The following is an 18,226-nucleotide window of genomic DNA, read 5'->3' on the forward strand; positions in this document are numbered from 1 at the left end:
TCTTCATCAATACGGTTTTTTGTGATACAAAAAATATCAATGACGGCATCGCTTTGTTTTTCATAGGCCGGCTGCTGCGATTTCCAACAAGAACGAGAACCCCACCATGACCTGCTACAGCCTCGATGGCGTGACGCCGGTGGTGCATCCCACGGCCTACGTGCATCCCAGTGCGGTGCTGATCGGCGATGTGATCATCGGCCCCGGTTGCTATGTCGGCCCGCTGGCCAGCTTGCGCGGCGACTTCGGCCGCATCGTCCTGGAGGAGGGTGCCAATATCCAGGACACCTGCGTGATGCACGGCTTCCCGGACAGCGACACGGTAGTCGCGCGCAACGGCCATATCGGCCACGGCGCGGTGCTGCATGGCTGCCAGATCGGCGAAGACGTGCTGGTGGGCATGAATGCGGTGGTGATGGACTACGCCAAAATCGGCGCCCGTTCATTCGTGGCCGCGACCACCTTCGTCAAGGCCCGTTTCGAGTGCGAGGAGCAATCGCTGGTGCTCGGCTCGCCGGCGGCGGTCAAGCGCCGCCTCAGTGACGACGAAGTGAGCTGGAAGCAGGCGGGCACCCACGAGTACCAGGTGCTCGCCCGACGCTGCGCGCAAGGCCTGGTGGCATGCGAACCGCTGACCGAGGTCGAGGCGCAGCGACCACGAATCAGCGACAGCGGCTTTCGGCCCAAGGATGCGGCTCGTTGACCAGGCTCGCGACAATCCCGGGCGGGCGGTTATATTCGGCATCATTTTCGCCGCCCGGAACGCTCATGACGCCTATCGCGCCACTCAACCAGCTCGTCACCCGTTTCCAGGAGCGCACGCCGATCCGTGCCAGCTCGCTGATCATCACCCTGTATGGCGATGCCATCGAACCTCATGGCGGCACGGTCTGGCTGGGCAGCCTGATCCAGTTGCTGGAGCCCATGGGGATCAACGAACGGTTGATCCGCACCTCGATCTTCCGCCTGACCAAGGAGGGCTGGCTCAGTGCCGAGAAGGTCGGCCGGCGCAGCTACTACAGCCTGACCGGAACCGGGCGGCGGCGTTTCGAGAAGGCCTTCAAGCGCGTCTACAGTGCCACTGTGCCGGCCTGGGACGGCGCCTGGTGCCTGGTGGTGCTGTCGCAACTGTCGGCGGAGAAGCGCAAGCAGGTGCGCGAGGAGTTGGAATGGCTGGGCTTCGGCGCCATCGCCCCGACCGTGCTGGCCAACCCGCGCTGCGACAAGGCCGACGTGAATGCCACGTTGCAGGACCTGGATGCGCTGGAAGACAGCATCGTGTTCGAGACCCGCGGCCAGGATGTGCTGGCCTCGAAAGCCCTGCGCATGCAGGTGCGCGAGAGTTGGGACATCGACGAGCTCGGCCGCCACTACAGCGAGTTCATCCAGCTGTTCCGGCCGTTGTGGCAGGCGCTGCGCGAGCAGGACAACCTGCGCGCCGAGGACTGTTTCCTGGCGAGGACATTGCTGGTCCATGAATACCGTCGCCTGCTGCTGCGCGACCCGCAATTGCCGGACGAACTGCTGCCTGGCGATTGGGAGGGCAGGGCCGCGCGCCAGTTGTGCCGCAATATCTACCGCCTGGTCTATGCCAAGGCCGAGGAATGGTTGAACGGAGCGCTGGAAACCGCCGACGGGCCGTTGCCCAATGTTGGAGAGAGTTTCTATCAACGCTTTGGAGGGTTGCGCTAAGACCTGCTGACGCTAGCGTCTAAACCACTGGAAAGGTTTTTGGCAGGCAGTTTTGAGGCAGAAGCGGACGTTTATTTTGGTAGGGTGGACCGGGGCGCGCAGCCAACGCGAAGCTTGTCCACCGCTTTGCGTCGCCAATGGTGGACAAAAAGAGCATTGTCCACCCTACGTCCTGGGGCCAGGCAGCGGAATTAGTTGGGCTCCGTCATTCCCGCGAAGGCGGGAATCCAGAAGACTCGAAGCATCTGGCTTCCCGCCTTCGCGGGAATGACGGCATACCGAAGCGTCCGATCCCGCCTCGATGCCACCATGCGAACTGAAACGGAAACAGACCCTGACCCCTTCTACGATTCACAGGCAAGACCCTTCATAACAACAAGAACCACGCGAGGCTGTGCAAGCCATGATGACAACGCAGAGAGTGCGGGCCGACCGTTTCGATCAGTGGTTGCAGCAGGTCAACCAGGCCTGTGGTTGCTTTGCCGCCAAGCCGTTGGGCGAGGCGTTCGCCGGCAGCCTCAGCGAGTACCGCTCGGGGGCGATCAAGCTGAGTTTCGTCGATGTCGCCCAGGCCAGGCTGTTCCGCGGCAATCGTGAGCTGGCCGATAGCGAGGGTGACCACTACTACGCCTGCTTCCAGTTGCAGGGGCAGGCGGATATGGCCCAGGACGGCAACCACGCCAAGCTCGACGCCGGCGATATCGTGCTCATCGACGCCGGCCGGCCCAGCAGTTTCGTCTACGGCGATGGCTCGCGGCAGCTTTCACTGATCTTGCCCCGGCGCCTGGTCGAACAGCATCTGCACTATTCGGCAGTGCGTTGCGGCCAGCGCATTGCCGGCAGTTCACCGCTGGCGCTGATGGCCAATCGACTGGTCGTGGAGTCCACGCGCCAGGCCTGCCTGAGCCTCGCCGAAAGCGAGGCGACCCTGGCCGCGCTGGTCAGCCTGCTGCGCCCCGCGATCACCGGCACCGACCTTGGCCACCATCCGCATGAGAGCACCTTCCGCAAAGCCATCGCCTATATCGACGAGCACATTCGCGAAGATGACCTGTGCCCGGAACTGCTGGCCAAGGAAATCGGTGTTTCCGTGCGCGGCCTGTACCGCATGTTCGCCAAGAAAGACCTGGTGATCGCCCAGTACATCAAGCATCGGCGCCTGGATTTCTGTGCCGAATCCCTGCGCCAGAGTGGCGGCGAGCAGAAACTCTCGGCCATCGGCTATGCCTGGGGCTTTTCCGATTCCAGCCGTTTTTCCACGGCCTTCAAGAGCCGCTTCGGCCTGTCGCCTGGCGAGTACCGCAAGCGCCATCAGGACTGACAGCGGGCTCGCGCTGTTGGCAGCCTTGGCAACAAGGCTGGCATGCAGGGTAAACCCTGGCTCCGGCTGAATACCGAGAATGCGTGAACATCCGCTTCAGACGGTTGGCGGCGAGCAACGCCTGCCATGCATATGAGGGAAAACCATGAGCAAAGTCGAAATCCTGCCGCAGGTCGCGGCATTCCTGGCGCGTCGCCACGGCAGCTTCATCGATGGTCAATGGCTGGTTCATGACGGCGAGTCGTCCGCCGTGTTGAATCCGGCAACCGGCGAAACCATTGCCTGGGTTGAGGATGCTTCGCTCGAGATTGTCGAGCAGGCCGTCCTGTCGGCGCGCAAGGCCCATGAGGCGCAGGTCTGGTCCGGCCTGCGCCCGGCAGACCGTGAGCGTATCCTGCTGCGCTTCACGGCGTTGGTCGAAGCCCATGGCGAGGAACTGGCGCAACTGGAAACCCTGTGCCAGGGCAAGTCGATCAATATCGCGCGGATGCTCGACGTCAACGCGACCGTCGAGTTCATGCGCTACATGGCCGGCTGGGCGACCAAGATCGAAGGGCAGTCCCTGGACGTGTCGATCCCGATTCCCGAGCACACCCGCTTCACCGCCTACACCCGTCGCGAGCCGGTTGGCGTGGTGGCGGGCATCGTGCCGTGGAACTTCCCGCTGATGATCACCGCCTGGAAGCTGATGCCGGCACTCGCCTGTGGCTGCACGGTGGTGATCAAACCGTCGCCGGAGACGCCGCTGACCGCGCTGCGCCTGGCCGAGCTGGCGATCGAGGCCGGCATCCCGCCGGGCGTGTTCAACCTGGTCACCGGTGCTGGCGCGGTTGGCCAGGCACTGGCCTCGCACAAGAAGATCGACAAGGTGTCGTTCACCGGCTCGACCGCGGTGGGCAAGATCGTCGGCGGCGTGGCGGTGCAGAACATGACCCGCTTTGCCCTGGAACTGGGTGGCAAGAACCCGATGATCGTGCTGGCCGATGCCGATATCGACAAGGCGGTGCAGGGCGCGCTGCTCGGCGGCTTGCTCAACAACGGCCAGGTCTGCGCCGCCGCTTCGCGCTTCTACGTGCATCGCTCGCGCTACGATGACTTCGTCCAGGGCCTGGCCGGCGTGGTGGCGAACATGCCACTGGGCGAGGGGCTGGATACCACGGCGGCGATCAATCCGCTGGTGTCGCGCAAGCAACAGCAGAGCGTGCTGCAGCATATCGCCACGGCACGCGAGGAGGGCGCACGGGTGGTCACCGGCGGCGAGCCTGTCGACCGGGCCGGTTTCTACGTGCAGCCCACCGTGCTTGCCGACGTGACCCAGGCCATGGCCGTGGCCCGCGCCGAGGTGTTCGGCCCGGTGCTGTCGGTGATTCCGTTCGACGACGAGGAGCAGGCCATCGCCATGGCCAACGACAGCGAGTACGGCCTGGGCGCGAGCCTGTGGACCAACGACCTGACCAAGGCCATGAATATGGTGCCGCGCATCCAGGCCGGCACCGTATGGGTCAACGCCCATGTGCTGCTCGATCCGAGCATGCCCTTCGGCGGGGTCAAGCAGTCGGGCATGGGGCGTGAGTTCGGTCGTTCGGTGATCGAGGCCTACACCGAGATCAAGTCGGTGTGCATCGCCCATTGATCCGCGTTCAGAAGCGCGCCAGCCTGTAAGGCTCCAGGCTCGGCAGTGATCGCGGTGCGGCATCGTTGACCAACTGTGCGACAAGTTCGGCGGTGACCGCCGCCTGGGTCAGGCCCAGGTGCTGGTGACCGAAGGCAAGCAGCACCTTGCCGTCGCAGACACGGTCGATGATCGGCAGCGAGTCCGGCAGCGATGGGCGAAAGCCCATCCAGGTGCTCGCATCGGTGACGTCCAGCTCCTGTTTGAACAGGCCCTGGCTCAGGCGCTGCAATTGCCAGGCACGGGCCATGTTCGGCGGGCTTTGCAGGCCGGCGAACTCGACCGTGCCGGCCAGGCGCAGGCCGCCGGCCATGGGCGTCATGATGAACTTGCGTTCCAGTGAGGTGACGGCGAACGGCAAGCGTCCGTGTTCGCGGGGCAGCATCAGGTGATAGCCACGCTCGGTGTCCAACGGCACCCGCTTGCCGGTGAGTTGTGCGGTGAGTTTCGCCGAGTGCGCACCGCAGGCGATCAGCACCTGACGGGCGTTCGATCCGCCCTGGTCGGTGTGCAGCGACACCCCCTTGTCATACAGATGAGCGCCGCTCACTTGCCGCTTTAGAAACCGTACGCCGTTGGCCTTGGCGGCCTCGACCAGCGCGCCGATCAGCAGATACGGGTCGATGAAATGTCCGGTGGCGGGAAAGAACAGCCCGCCCTGCACATGTTCGCTCAACTGCGGCGCGGCGCGGCGGATCGCCTGGGCATCCCAGAACTCGACCGGCACCCCTTGCTGGCGCATGCGTGCCTGCAAGGCATCGAGTGGCTGGCGCGACGCGGCGCGTTCGAACACCAGCAGCGAACCATCCTCCTTGAGCAGGTCGCTGCGAGCGATGGATTGCAACAGGCGTTGCCAGGCACCGAGGCTGCCTTCGTTGAGCGCGCGGATGCCGGCGACGGTGCGCTGGAATGGTTCCGGGCGCAGGTTGAGCAGCAGGCGGGTGAACCACGGCAGGGCGCGGGGCAGGTATTTCCAGTCCAGGCGCAGCGGGCCCATGGGGTCCATCAGCATGGCTGGCAGGCGCTTGAGGATCGACAGGTCGGCGATGGGAAACACCTGCTCGGTGGCCAGGTGCCCGGCGTTGCCATAGGAGGCGCCCATGCCCGGTTCCTGCGCGTCGATGACGATCACGCGTTTGCCCTGGCGGGCCAGCGCCAGGGCGCAGGTCAGGCCGATGATGCCCGCGCCGATCACGGCGATATCTGCAATGCCCGAAGCATTGCCTGCGGAAGAAGTATTGCTCATCGGCATCCTCGGTTGACTCGATTTCCAAGAGTTGCAAGCGTCCTGGCTCGACCACCGCGATGGTCGAGCCGGGTGCGCTCAGGCTTCGCGCTGGCCGTCGACCAGGCGACGCAGGTGCAACGGGTTGGCGTGTACGAGGGCTTCGGGCAGCAGGCTGTCCGGGAAGTCCTGGTAGCAGACCGGGCGCAGGAAACGCAGGATCGCCGCAGTACCGACCGAAGTCGCGCGGGCATCGGAGGTGGCCGGGAAGGGGCCGCCGTGGACCATGGCATCGCACACTTCGACACCGGTCGGCCAGCCGTTGACCAGGATGCGTCCAGCCTTGCGTTCCAGGGCCGGCAGCAGGGCGCGCGCAGCCGGCAGATCGCCTTCGTCGAGGTGCAGGGTGGCGGTCAACTGGCCTTCCAGATGCTCGGCGACCTGATGCACCTCAGCGTCATCGGCGCACTGCACGATCAGCGAAGTCGCGCCGAACACCTCGGCCTGCAAGGCGGCGTCGGCTAGAAAGTCCTCGGCCCTGGCGCTGAACAGATGAGCCTGGCCCTGGTTGGCGCCGTTGCCCGCCAGGCCTTGGCCGAGCAGGCGCGCGCGCGGATTGTTCGCCAGGGCCGCGACGCCGGCTGCATACGCCTGGTGGATACCCGGTGTGAGCATGGTCTGCGCCGGACTGTCCTTGAGCTGCCGGGTGGCTGCGACGGTGAAACGATCCAGGGCTTCACCTTGCCGAGCGATCAGCAAACCGGGGTTGGTGCAGAACTGCCCGGCGCCCTGGGTCAGCGAGGCGACGAATCCTTGCGCCAGGGCTTCGCCACGCGCATGCAGGGCGGCGCCGAAGAGAAACACCGGGTTGATCGAGCTCATCTCGGCATAGACCGGAATCGGTTCGTTGCGCGCCTGGGCCGCCTTGGTCAAGGCGATGCCGCCGCTGCGCGAGCCGGTAAAACCGACCGCCTTGATGCGCGGGTCTTCGACCAGGGCGATACCCATTTCACGACCCGAGCCGAACAACAGGGAGAACACGCCTTCGGGCAGGTTATGTTGCTGCACGGCGCGAATGACTGCCCGACCGACCAGTTCGCTGGTACCAGGATGGGCGCTGTGCGCCTTGACCAGCACCGGGCAGCCGGCGGCGAGGGCCGAGGCGGTGTCGCCACCCGCCACGGAGAAGGCCAGGGGAAAGTTGCTGGCGCCGAACACCGCCACCGGGCCAACGGCAATCTGCCGTTGGCGCAGGTCGGCGCGTGGCAGCGGTTGGCGTTGCGGCTGGGCTGGATCGACACGCACGTCCAGCCACTCACCAGCGCGTACCACGCGGGCGAAGGTGCGCAGTTGATGGCAGGTGCGCCCGCGTTCGCCCTGGATGCGCGCGCGCGGCAAGCCGGTTTCGGCCGTGGCGCGGTCGATCAGCGCATCGCCCAGCGCTTCGATCTGCTCGGCGATGGTTTCCAGAAAACCGGCGCGCTGCTCCAGCGAGGTTTCCCGGTAGCTGTCGAAGGCCGACCAGGCCAGAGTGCAGGCCTGTTCGACGTGCGAATGGTCGCCGCCGAGATAGGTCGGTTCGAGTGCCTGGTCGGTGGACGGATCGATCGCGCGGATCGCCTCGCCAGTGCCTGCGATGGCCTGGCGGCCGATCAGCATCTTGCCTGTCAGTGTCATGAGCTGTTCCCGAATGAAATGGGCAGAAGCCGGGGACTGATGGTCAGTACCCGGCGCGAGCGGATCAGGCGACGTTCTGTGCTGCCGACCAGTTGGCGTACCACTGGCGGAACAGCGCGTACTGGGTCTCGGCGTAGTTGCGCTGGGCATCGCTGAGGACGTCGGTCTCGTTGAAGTGCAGGGCGTATTCCTGGTCGCCGTTGAGCACCATCAGGTGCTTGTAGTAGAGGACCAGGTCGCTGCCTTCGTCGAAGGACGACAGCACGTTCAGCGCCTCGGACAGCTCCAGGGCCAGGCGCCGCGCGACGGCGTCGCCCTTGGCGGCCTGCTTGCTCAGCTCGACCAGTTGCAGCACTTCACGCGGCAGGGCGTTGCCGATGCCGGTGATGGCGCCGGTCGCGCCGCAGTTGACGAAACCGTGCACCACCTGGGTATCGACGCCGGCCATGAGGATCACGTTCTCGTCCTGCGAGGTGATGTGCTCGGCGGCGTAGCGCATGTCGGCGGCGCCACCGAACTCCTTGAAGCCGATCAGGTTGGAATATTTGCGGCGCAGCTTGAAGAACAGCTCGGCGCGGGTGGCGAAGCCGTAGTAGGGGCTGTTGTAGATCACCGCGGGCAGTTTCGGCGCGGCGTCGAGAATGGCCGAGAAGTGCGCTTCCTGGGCTGCCGGCGAGGCGCCGCGCGACAGGACGCGGGGGATGACCATCAGGCCATGGGCGCCGACCCTGGCCGCGTGGGCGGCATGGGATACCGCTTCGCGACTGTTTACCGCGCCGGTGCCGACGATGGTCGGGATGTCGGCGGCCACCAGGCGCGCCACGCCTTCCTGGCGCTGGGTCTCGCTGAGCAGCGGCCAGTCGCCCATGGAGCCGCAGTAGACGACCGCGCTCATGCCGGTTTCGATCAGTTCGCGGCCCTTGCGTACCAGGGCGTCGAAGTCCGGCTTGCGCTCGGCGGTGCAGGGCGTCATCAGGGCGGGGATGGTGCCGGTGAAGATGTTGCTGGTCATGTTGGTATTCCTTGTTCGTCGATTGGATGGATGGTCGGTCGCGGGCTGGCCCGCGGGTTAAGTCGTCATTCCCCGCGCAGGCGGGAACTAAACGCTTCGTAGTTTCTGGGCTCCCGCCTACGCGGGAGTGACGTATACGGGTGGCTTCGGGAGTTCATCAAAAGCATCCTTCTCACTCCGTCATTCCCGCGTAGGCGGGAAGCCAAAAAACTCACCGTTTCTGGGCTCCCGCCTGCGCGGGAGTGACGTATACGGGTGGCTTCGGGAGTTCATCAAAAGCATCCTTCTCACTCCGTCATTCCCGCGTAGGCGGGAAGCCAAAAAACTCACCGTTTCCGGGTTCCCGCCTGCGCGGGAATGACGATGGGTGTTGTTTCCTAATCGGTTTGTGTTGGCTCAAATGCCCCAGGCGAAAGGGTCTTGCTCGTCGATCAGCAAGGTCGCGTCGGCGGTCAGGTGGGCGCGGCCGGTGATGAACGGGCGGATGCGTTCGCCGTCCCACTCGAAGCGGCCTTCGAAGCGGCTGCCGGTGATGCTCGCCTGGACCCAGCGCTCGCCTTCGGCCAGCTTGCCGTCGGCGGCCAGGCAGGCCAGCTTGGCGCTGGTGCCGGTGCCACAGGGCGAGCGGTCGTAGGCCTTGCCGGGGCACATGACGAAGTTGCGGCTGTCGGCGGATTCATCGTCGGCAAACAGCTCGATGTGATCGATCGGCGCGCCGTCTTCACCGTGGATACCCTGCTCTTCGAGGGCGCGCAGCATCTTCCAGGTGAAGTCGGTGAGTCGCTCGACATTGCTCAGCTGCAGATCCTGGCCATGTTCGCTGACCAGGAAGAACCAGTTGCCGCCCCAGGCGACGTCGCCGAGAAAGCGCCCGTAGCCGGCAACCTCCACCGCTACCTGGTGGCGATAGCGGTAGGACGGCACGTTGCCGATGGTCACCGCTCCATCGTCGTGCAGGATGGCAGTGACCTGGCCGACCGGTGTGTCGATCTTGTGCTCGCCCGGCGCCATCAGGCCGAGATGCTGCAGCGAAGCGACCAGGCCGATGGTGCCGTGGCCGCACATGTTCAGGTAACCGGCGTTGTTGAAGAAAATCACCCCGCAGCTGGCATCCGCCGAGACCGGCGCGCAGTACAGCGCGCCGACCAGCACGTCGTTGCCGCGCGGCTCCAGCAGGCAGGCGCGGCGCCATTGGTCATGGTCCTTGCGCAGGGCATTGCGCTTGTCGGCCATGCTGCCCGCCGGCAGCTCGGGGAAGCCTTGCAGCACCAGGCGCGTGGGTTCGCCGCCGGTGTGTGAGTCGATGACGCGTATCTGTTTCATGAAGTCGTCCAGTTCGAAAGGCTGTCAGGCCAGCAAGGCCTGGATGTCCTGGTAGAGCGCGCGGTCGATCCACACGCCGTCGCGTTCGCTGCGCTGGCGGGCCTCGAAACGGCGCTGCGAAGGCAGGCGTGCACCTTGGTCGGTAATGGCGGCGAACAGGTCTTCGGCGCGTTGCAGGCCAAGCGCCAGGTCGTCGCCGAGAAAACGTTGCGGGTCGAAGGCCAGCAGCAGTTCGCCGTGGAAGGGCGCGGCACCGACACCGTCGTCGAAGGCCATGGATTCGGCGCTGGTCAGGTCGCCGATCAGGGCGCCGGCCAGCAATTCGACCATCGCCGCCAAGGCCGAGCCCTTGTGCCCGCCGAAGGTTTGCATGGCCCCCGCCAGCGCCGCCTGGGCATCGGTGGTGGGCTCGCCATTGGCATCCACTGCCCAGCCCAGGGGGATGGCTTTGTTCTGCCGCGCATGCAGTTCGATATCGCCACGGGCGATGGCGCTGGTGGCGAAATCGAAGACGAACGGATGGCCACCGGGGCGGGGCCAGGCGAAGGCCAGCGGGTTGGTGCCGAACACGCCCTTGTTGCCACCTGCCGGGGCGACCCAGGCGTGGCTGGGGGTCATCGCCAGGCCGACCAGGCCCTGTTCGGCGATGGCTTCCACTTCCGGCCAGAGTGCCGAGAAGTGGAAGCAATTACGGATCACCAGCGCCGCGACGCCCAGTTCGCGAGTCCGCTCGACCAATACCGGCAAGCCGCTGTGCAAGGCCAGCAGGGAAAAGCCCTGGTGCGCATCGACCTTGACGATCGAGGGTGCCGGCTGGCTCAAGGTCGGTGTGGCATGACCGTCGACCTTGCCCGAGCGCAGCGAACGCACGCTGCCCAGCACCCGGTACAGGCCATGGGAATGGCATTCGTCGCGCTGGCCCTGGGTGATTACCCGGGCCACGGCCTCGGCCTGCTCGGCCCCCATGCCATTGGCGTTGAGGGCGCGAAAGGCCAGGTCGTGGACCTGATCGAGGCTGAGATTGATACGGTCGTTCATGGTGGGCTCTCCGTTTTCAGTGGTCATCAGCGTACGCCTGGTGCGTGCTGCTTACCGAGTTGAACGGTCGAGATCGGTTCGGATTCGTTCTCTGCCTCGTCGGCATCCAGCCGCACCAGGGACGCCGGCACGCCAGTGGCTGCTCCCCAGTAGTAGATGACCAGCGCGCAAGCGGCCACCGCGACGGTGTCGAGCGGATGGCCGAGCACGCCCAGGCCACCGAAGCTGCCGAGCCAGGAGAGCAGGATGGTCACCGCGTAGAAGCCGATCAGCCAGGCCGAGGAGCGCACCTGCTGGCCGATGCTCAGGTGATCGGTGGGCACCAGGCGCTTGCACGCCAGGTAGATGGCGAACATCAGGATTTGCAGGCCGAGCAGCCAGCTCACGGTGTTCCAGCCGGACCAGTAGACGATCAGCGCGGCGATGATGAACGACACCGGGCCGAGCACGGCGAAACCCTTGACCCGGAACGGACGGGCCAGTTGCGGCGCGCTGCGACGCAGGGCCGCGACCGAGATCGGCGCGATGGCGTAGCTCAGCACCAGGGCCGCGGAGACCACGTTGATCAGCGCTTCCCAGGACGGGAACGGCAGGGTCCAGAACACCGACAGGGCAAAGGTCAGCCACAGCGCCGGGCGCGGGATACCTGACTTCTCGTCGATGCGGGTGAAGATCTTGAAGAAGGTGCCGGCACGCGCCCAGCCGTAGACCACGCGCGGCGTGGCGTTCATGTAGATGTTGCCGCAGCCGCTGGGCGAGATCACCGCGTCGGCCACCACCAGGTAGGCCAGCCAGCCGACGCCCAGGGTCAGGGCGATGTCGCGGTAGGGCAGGGAGAATTGCTTGCTGATCCCGGCCCAGCCATTGGCCAGCATTTCCGTGGGAATACCGCCGAGGAAGGCCAGTTGCAGCAGCACGTAGATGGCGGTGGAGAGCAGCACCGAAAGAATCAGGGCAATCGGAATGGTGCGCTGCGGGTTGCGCACTTCGCTGGCCACCGAAATGATCGGTGTCAGGCCTAGGTAGGCGAAGATGATGCCGCCCGCCGACACCGCCATTTCGATACCGGACAGTCCGAATGGGGCGAAGCCCTGGCTGGTCAGGTTCTCTGGCTTGAAGAAGGTGAACAGGACGCCGATCACCAGCAGCGGCACGATGAACTTGAACAGGCTGATGAAGTTGTTGGCCTTGGCGAAGGTTTTCACGCTGTAGTAGTTAAGCGCGAAGAACAGGCACAACAGGCCGAACTGCAACAGCCAGCCGATGGCTGTCGGATTGCTCGAACCTGCCTGGGTCAACGATGGGAACCAGGCTGCCGCGTACTGGCGGGCGGCGACCACTTCGATGGCCACCAGGCTGGAAAAGGCGATCAGGGTGATGAAGCCCATCAGGTAGCCGAGCAGCGGTCCATGGGAGAACACCGGGTAACGCACCACGCCACCGGCGCGGGGCAGGGCGGCGCCGAGTTCGCAATAGACGATGCCGAGCAGCAGCACGGCGAAGCCGCCGAGCAGCCAGGAGAAGATGCCGGCCGGGCCGGCGATGGTCGAGACATGGCTGGCGGCGAACAGCCAGCCGGAACCGAAGATGGCCCCCAGCCCGATGAATGTGAGGTCTGTCAGAGACAGCTGTTTCTTGAACTTGCCTGAGCTGGACATAGCGTCGCCTTACTTGTGGGTTATTGGGTCGGCAGGAGTCGCTGGTTATTAGCGGCATGGGCCGCAATAACGTTGCAGTCTTGAGGCTGCGTAATTATTCGAAGTTGCAATCAGTGGCGCTGTGGCCCGGCACGAAAGTTCATGTCCAAGACGCTGGGCAACAGGCATCTGTCAGCGCTTCTCCAGGCGCTGTGGCAAGGTTTGTCGAGTACGTGTTCTGTCGATATACAGTGAACCCATCGGCTCGCCGGGGCTTGATGGTTTTCGTCGTGATCGATGACGAAATTTGCATAGTCGAATGCTTGATTCGATTCCGTGCTTTTTCGCCAGCCCCTGATTGGATAGGCTTAGCTAAGCCGCAGGCCACGGTTTGCAAGGGTTTCGCCGAGAAACATGGCAAGCCGGCCGAAGCCGCTACGCTTGCGCGAGCGATAGGTCGCTGCTCGATGCAGGCAGAATTTCGCCTAGAGGACTGACAGGAACCAATCGACGATGACGCCGAATCCGCTGGAAATACTGAACCAGGAAAGTGCCGACCAGCGCCCGGAAAACATCGAGCAAGTGATTGCGGGTATTGCGCTGTTATTACCGATCCTGGACGCCATTCCCAATGCGGCGATATTCATCAAGGATGTGCAGGCGCGTTATCTGCTGGCCAATCGAACATTGGTGCAGCGCTGCGGATTGAAACAGTTGCAACCCTTGTTGGGTAAAACCAGCGCGCAAGTGTTTCCCGCTCAACTGGGCCCTGGATATACCGAGCAGGATCGCCGGGTTCTGCAACAGGGCGTGGTGCTGGAAGACCAGCTTGAACTGCACTTGTTCGGCAGCCGTGAACCGGGCTGGTGCCTGACCCATAAGCGGCCGATCCGTGACCGTGGGGAGCGGATCATCGGCCTGGTAGGCATCTCCGTCGACCTACAGGCGGCCGGCGATACGCATCCGGCCTATGGACGCCTGGCGGCGGTGGATGACTACATCCGCGGCCATTTCAGCGGCCCGCTGACGATGCAGGAACTGACCCGAATCGCCGGCATGTCCGTGGCGCAACTGGAGCGCTACTGCAAGCGCGTGTTCCATCTCACGCCACGGCAGATGATCCACAAGGTTCGCCTGGAGCATGCCCATCGTCTTCTGCTGCACGGCGACCTGCCGATCACCGAGGTGGCGATGCAATGCGGCTACACCGATCACAGCGCCTTTACCCGCCAGTTCAAGACGTTGACCGGCTTCACTCCACGGCAATATCGGGCGGCCACGGCCGGCTGATCTGGCTGTGCAGGCAACGTTGTCATCACTGGCCGATGCCCGGCAATGCCGAGAAGTAGCGTTGCAGTGACTCGATCGCGACCCGCACCTTGGCCGGCTCGCCCTCGCGTTGCGCGGTGAGGGCACTGACCGCGACCTGCGGGAAACGCCATTGCGGCAGGAGGCGGACCAGCTCGCCCGTCGCGAGGGCCGTCTTCACGTCCGCATGAGCGAGGCGGGCGCAGCCCAGCCCCTGTTCGCACAAACGTTGCAGGGCGAGCTGATTGTTACTGGCGATGCGGACTTTCACCGCCACCGACTCGGCAGTGCCGGGTTGTCCACGCAGTTGCAGGGCGATGGCTGGCTCGCTGCTGTCGCTACGTGGCAGGCCCTCGGTTTCGCGGGCCAGCGCCAGCCAGGCATGCCGGGCGAGATCGGCAGGCGATTCGGGCCAGCCATGGCGTTCGAGGTAGGCGGGCGCCGCACACAGGATCATCTCCAGGTCGCATAGCTTGCGGGCTATCCAGTTCGAGTCGGCCAGGCGTCCCACGCGGATGGCGATGTCGATGCGGGCATCGATCAGGTCGATCATCGAGTCATCGACGAGTAGCTGCAGGCGCAGTTGTGGCCACTGGCTGAGCACCGGCGCCAATGCCGGCGCGAGGTGCGTGACGAAGCCCACTGGCGCGGCGACTCGCAGTTCTCCCGTGGGTGCATCGCGTGCCTGGGCGAGGGCATCGGCGGCGGCACTGGCAGCCTGGAGCAGTCGCAGGCAGTGCGGGTAGCAGCGTTCGCCGGCTTCGGTCAGGGACAGCTTGCGCGTGGAGCGGTGCAGCAGCGTGACACCGGTCTGTAGCTCCAGGGCGCGTATGCTCTGGCTGACTGCGGAGGTACTCATGCCCAGGCGTCGGGCCGCTGCGCTCATCGAGCCGGCAGCGACCGTTTCGGCAAAGACGGCATAGGGCTTCAGGTCGTTGATCATTAAGCACCGCTTCAAAGTGTTTGTGATTTGCCCCAGCTTATCCGCTCACCGTGAAGTGGGTACTGTTTTCCCAGCATTTCGCTTCGCTGCCTTCATCAGGAGAAACCATGAAAAAGATCGCATTGATCGGCGCCACCGGCTTCGTCGGTTCAGCCGTGCTCGCCGAACTGACGAGTCGCAAGTTCGAAGTCACCGCATTGGTCAGGACCGAGGTCGATCTTGGGCCCGCGGTGAAAACGGTATTCGCCGACGTCTATGACGAGCGCGCCGTGGCCCGGGCCGTGGCTGGCCATGATGCGGTGATTTCCGCCTTCAACGCCGGCTGGAACGATCCCGAGCTGTATGAAAAGTTCGTGCGCGGTAGCGCCGCTATCGAGCGCGGCGTCGAGCAGGGTGGGGTCAAGCGGCTGCTGGTGGTTGGCGGCGCCGGCAGCCTGTTCGTGGCGCCGGGCGTGCAACTGGTGGACACCCCGCAGTTCACCGATCACGTACCGGCCAACGTCGTGCCCGGCGCGCGTGCTGCCAGGGATGTGTTGACCAGGTTGCGCGACAACACCACGCTGGACTGGACCTTCCTCAGCCCGGCGGCGCTGCTGGAGCCGGGTGAACGTAGCGGTGAATATCGTCTTGGCGGCGAGGAACTGCTGATGGATGGCGAGCGCCCGGCTGGCATTTCCGTGGCCGACCTGGCGGTGGCCATCGTCGATGAGATCGAGCAGCCACGCCATGTGCGCTCCCGCTTCACGGTGGCCAGGACGATGCGCTAGCCGGGGCGCGAGCGCTTGCCCGCATCGATATGAAGCCACTGGCGGCGGGATCGGGCTGCGGCATAACATGATGTTCTTTGCCAGCATGCCAGGGAGTCATCATGTTGCCCGCACCACGCTCCAGCGTTCCCTCCAGGCGCCGTCTGCGTCAGATTCGCAACCGGATCGGGCTGGGGATGGTCGCCAGCCTTTCCATGCTGGCTGGCATGACCGATGCCGTTGGCCTGCTGGTACTTGGCGACTTCGTGTCTTTCATGAGTGGCAACACCACGCGCTTTGCAGTATCTGTGGCCGAAGCGGACCTGGGCTCTTCGCTGCGACTGCTGATCGCCCTGGTTTCCTTCGTGCTGGGGAATGCGCTGGGCGTGATCGTCGGACGCGGCGCGGGGCGCCGGTCGCCGCCGCTGCTGGTGCTCATCGCGGGGCTGCTCCTGGCGGCGGCGCTGATTCCCTTCGGTCAGTCATGGCCGGTGCTGCTTCTGGCCACCCTGGCGATGGGCATGCTCAATGCAACGGTCGAGCAGGTGAACGGCCTGCCGATCGGCCTCACCTACGTGACGGGAGCCCTGTCGCGTTTCGGCCGGGGGCTGGGCCGGTTCATGCTCGGGGAGCGCCCGCAAGGCTGGCGCGTGCAACTGGTGCCATGGACCGGGATGTTCGCCGGTGCGCTTATCGGCGCCACCACCGAGCACTATTTCGGCGTAGGGGCCTTTGTCGCCAGCGCGGCATTGGCCGGATTCGTGGCTCTGGTCGCATCGCGCATTCCATTGCGCTGGCAGCGGGATTTCATGCTGCGCTGATCAGCTCAGCAACTGCCGGATGTGCTGGTCCAGGTCATCCAGTGCAAAGGGTTTGGCCAGCACGTGGGCCTGGTGCACGACCGGACTGCCGGTTTCGGCTATCTCGGCGGGGTAGCCACTGATGAAGATCACCTTCAGTTCGGGGCGCAGCTTCAGCGCCGGTTCGGCGATCTGCACGCCCGAGACACCGCCGGGCAGGCGGAAGTCGGTGAGCAGCAGGTCCAGGTGGGGTTTGCTGGCGAGGATGGCAAAGGCTTCCCGGGCATCGGCGGCGGCCAGGACCCGGTAGCCCTGTTCCTGCAGGTACTCGACCAGCAGCATGCGGATGTGGGGTTCGTCTTCGACGACCAGTACGGATTCTTCGAAGTAGCTCATGGCACTGACTTGCAGGTAGGGGCTTGTTGCCCAGGTGGCGCTTCGACGCGCGGGTTGGAAAAAAATTCCGGCATTTACCGGCGGTAGTTTGCCGCAGGTCGATGACAGGCAGTTTGCATCGCGCTGTTGGCTGGTGTGGCCGGGGCTGGCCCTGTCAGGCCACTCCGGCGCGTTGCACGTCGCTGAGCGAAAGCGGGCGGCTCAGGTAGAAGCCTTGTACCTTGTCGGCGCCCAGGTCTTGCAGCACGTCGAACTCGCCCTTGGTTTCCACGCCTTCGGCGGTGATGCTGCTGCCGATGTCGTGGGCGAAGGAAATCAGCCCTCGCGCCAGCGCCCGGCGACAAGGGTCGGTGTCGATGTCGCGGGTGATGCTCATGTCCAGCTTGATCAGGTCGGGCTTGAGATTGAGGATATGGCGCATGCTCGAGTAGCCGGCACCGGCGTCATCGATGGCCAGGCGCATGCCACGTGCGCGCAGTGGCGCCAGGACCTGGCTGATGGCGTCGTAGTCGCTGACGTTGGCATGTTCGGTGATTTCCAGGACGATGCGCTGCGGGTCGAGGTTTTCCAGCAAGGGCAGCAGCTTGCCGGAGAGGATCAGGTCCGGCGAACTGTTGATGCCGACGAACCAGGTCGATGGCAGGGCGTGCATGTCGGACAGTGCCTTCTGGATCGCATGCAGCTCCAGCTCCTGGCCGATACCGGCTTCTTCTGCGCCGCCGAACCAGAGGTCGGGCGAGCGATGTGGGTCGATGTCGAAGCGTGACAGGCATTCCACCCCTGCCACCTGCTCGGTATCCAGGTCATAGATGGGCTGGTAGACGATGCGCGGCGCGCCGGCGAGGATGGCCTGGCGAATCGAGGTGACGGTCTTGTCGCGCAGGCGATCGGTCACCATGATCTCGTCGATGCGCGCCCCCAGCAGTTCGGCGAAGGCACGCATCATGCCGATGTCCCGCTCGCCCAGGCTTTCGTCCGCGACATAACTGAAGCAGCACAGGGTGCCGTAGATTTCCCCGCTTTCGAGTTCGATGGGCACGCTCAGGTGCGAGCCGATGGGCAATGCGCGGGTGGCGGGAATCGCCATCGCTGCTGGGACGTAGGCAGTGTTTGGGATCAACTGGGGCAGTTCGCCGCGAATGACCTTCAGGCAGTAGCCATCTTCGAGCGGCATGCGTTGGCCAACGCTGATCGGCGGGTTGTCGTCGGCGTCGACGTGCTCGAAGATGCGCTCCGCTTCCTGGAAGTGGGAGATGAACGCCACGTCCATGTTCAGGTGTTTGCGGATGGTTTTCAGCACCTTGTCGATGCCTTCGCTGATCATGCTCCTGGCGAGCAGGTCGGTGATGGGGGTAGCGCTGGCTTGGGGCCGATCGATCATGTCCATGAGTGCCTCACCTTGCTTCATCCTGGCAACTGCCTGCGCTGGCTGGCGG

The 18,226-nt window shown here is 64.7% G+C and carries 16 protein-coding genes; 7 read left to right on the plus strand and 9 right to left on the minus strand.

The genetic code is table 11. The features are described from left to right. The first annotated feature begins 106 nt into the window (after window positions 1-106). The 4 genes from paaY (at window position 107) to ACSZPK_RS06990 (ending at window position 4,646) form a co-directional block, all read left to right on the plus strand. On the plus strand, window positions 107-703 hold the full coding sequence (paaY, locus tag ACSZPK_RS06975) for a phenylacetic acid degradation protein PaaY (RefSeq protein ID WP_437880683.1): 597 nt from the start codon (window positions 107-109) through the stop codon (window positions 701-703). 65 nt (window positions 704-768) lie between these two features. Beyond that, window positions 769-1,692, plus strand: coding sequence for a phenylacetic acid degradation operon negative regulatory protein PaaX (gene paaX / locus ACSZPK_RS06980; protein ID WP_437880684.1), 924 nt, complete (start codon window positions 769-771; stop codon window positions 1,690-1,692). Window positions 1,693-2,095: 403 nt separating this feature from the next. Then, window positions 2,096-3,013: a transcriptional regulator FeaR gene (gene feaR, locus ACSZPK_RS06985; protein WP_437880686.1), complete on the plus strand. Its 918-nt coding sequence runs from the start codon at window positions 2,096-2,098 to the stop codon at window positions 3,011-3,013. A 145-nt stretch (window positions 3,014-3,158) separates the two neighbouring features. Continuing rightward, window positions 3,159-4,646, plus strand: a complete 1,488-nt coding sequence (locus tag ACSZPK_RS06990; protein WP_437880687.1) for an aldehyde dehydrogenase family protein — start codon at window positions 3,159-3,161, stop codon at window positions 4,644-4,646. 7 nt (window positions 4,647-4,653) lie between these two features. On the opposite strand, the gene ACSZPK_RS06995 is transcribed toward ACSZPK_RS06990, so the two are convergent. From ACSZPK_RS06995 to ACSZPK_RS07020, 6 genes are all read right to left on the minus strand, one after another. Next, window positions 4,654-5,931 (minus strand): FAD-dependent oxidoreductase, encoded by a 1,278-nt coding sequence (locus ACSZPK_RS06995; protein ID WP_437880688.1) that lies wholly within the window; start codon window positions 5,929-5,931, stop codon window positions 4,654-4,656. A 78-nt stretch (window positions 5,932-6,009) separates the two neighbouring features. Beyond that, the gene (locus tag ACSZPK_RS07000) at window positions 6,010-7,587 is read right to left on the minus strand and encodes an aldehyde dehydrogenase (NADP(+)) (RefSeq protein WP_437880689.1); all 1,578 of its coding nucleotides are present in this window, start codon (window positions 7,585-7,587) and stop codon (window positions 6,010-6,012) included. Window positions 7,588-7,651: 64 nt separating this feature from the next. Beyond that, window positions 7,652-8,599, minus strand: a complete 948-nt coding sequence (locus ACSZPK_RS07005) for a dihydrodipicolinate synthase family protein (RefSeq protein ID WP_437880690.1) — start codon at window positions 8,597-8,599, stop codon at window positions 7,652-7,654. 396 nt (window positions 8,600-8,995) lie between these two features. After that, complete coding sequence (locus ACSZPK_RS07010; protein ID WP_437880691.1) at window positions 8,996-9,922, minus strand: 4-hydroxyproline epimerase; 927 nt, start codon at window positions 9,920-9,922, stop codon at window positions 8,996-8,998. A gap of 24 nt (window positions 9,923-9,946) precedes the next feature. Continuing rightward, window positions 9,947-10,960 carry an Ldh family oxidoreductase gene (locus tag ACSZPK_RS07015; RefSeq protein WP_437880692.1) on the minus strand — a complete coding sequence of 338 codons (1,014 nt, stop codon included), beginning with the start codon at window positions 10,958-10,960 and terminating at the stop codon, window positions 9,947-9,949. 26 nt (window positions 10,961-10,986) lie between these two features. Further along, the gene (locus ACSZPK_RS07020) at window positions 10,987-12,618 is read right to left on the minus strand and encodes an APC family permease (protein WP_437880694.1); all 1,632 of its coding nucleotides are present in this window, start codon (window positions 12,616-12,618) and stop codon (window positions 10,987-10,989) included. 492 nt (window positions 12,619-13,110) lie between these two features. On the opposite strand from ACSZPK_RS07020, the gene ACSZPK_RS07025 reads away from it, so the two are divergent. Next, complete coding sequence (locus ACSZPK_RS07025) at window positions 13,111-13,887, plus strand: helix-turn-helix domain-containing protein (protein ID WP_437880695.1); 777 nt, start codon at window positions 13,111-13,113, stop codon at window positions 13,885-13,887. A 25-nt stretch (window positions 13,888-13,912) separates the two neighbouring features. Here ACSZPK_RS07025 and ACSZPK_RS07030 read toward each other — a convergent pair whose 3' ends face one another. Next, the gene (locus ACSZPK_RS07030; protein ID WP_437880697.1) at window positions 13,913-14,848 is read right to left on the minus strand and encodes a LysR family transcriptional regulator; all 936 of its coding nucleotides are present in this window, start codon (window positions 14,846-14,848) and stop codon (window positions 13,913-13,915) included. A 107-nt stretch (window positions 14,849-14,955) separates the two neighbouring features. Between ACSZPK_RS07030 and ACSZPK_RS07035 the strand changes: the two genes are divergently transcribed. Together ACSZPK_RS07035 and ACSZPK_RS07040 are read left to right on the plus strand one after the other, a co-directional pair. After that, complete coding sequence (locus tag ACSZPK_RS07035) at window positions 14,956-15,615, plus strand: NAD(P)-dependent oxidoreductase (protein ID WP_437880699.1); 660 nt, start codon at window positions 14,956-14,958, stop codon at window positions 15,613-15,615. 101 nt (window positions 15,616-15,716) lie between these two features. Then, the gene (locus tag ACSZPK_RS07040; protein WP_437880700.1) at window positions 15,717-16,415 is read left to right on the plus strand and encodes a YoaK family protein; all 699 of its coding nucleotides are present in this window, start codon (window positions 15,717-15,719) and stop codon (window positions 16,413-16,415) included. Here the strand turns inward: ACSZPK_RS07040 and ACSZPK_RS07045 are convergent, their stop codons facing one another. Together ACSZPK_RS07045 and ACSZPK_RS07050 are read right to left on the minus strand one after the other, a co-directional pair. Then, the gene (locus ACSZPK_RS07045; RefSeq protein WP_437880702.1) at window positions 16,416-16,790 is read right to left on the minus strand and encodes a response regulator; all 375 of its coding nucleotides are present in this window, start codon (window positions 16,788-16,790) and stop codon (window positions 16,416-16,418) included. Window positions 16,791-16,944: 154 nt separating this feature from the next. Next, window positions 16,945-18,177, minus strand: a complete 1,233-nt coding sequence (locus ACSZPK_RS07050; protein WP_437880704.1) for a sensor domain-containing phosphodiesterase — start codon at window positions 18,175-18,177, stop codon at window positions 16,945-16,947. Window positions 18,178-18,226: the final 49 nt, after the last annotated feature.

This window comes from Pseudomonas sp. LRF_L74 (assembly GCF_965644255.1).
Lineage (GTDB): Bacteria > Pseudomonadota > Gammaproteobacteria > Pseudomonadales > Pseudomonadaceae > Aquipseudomonas.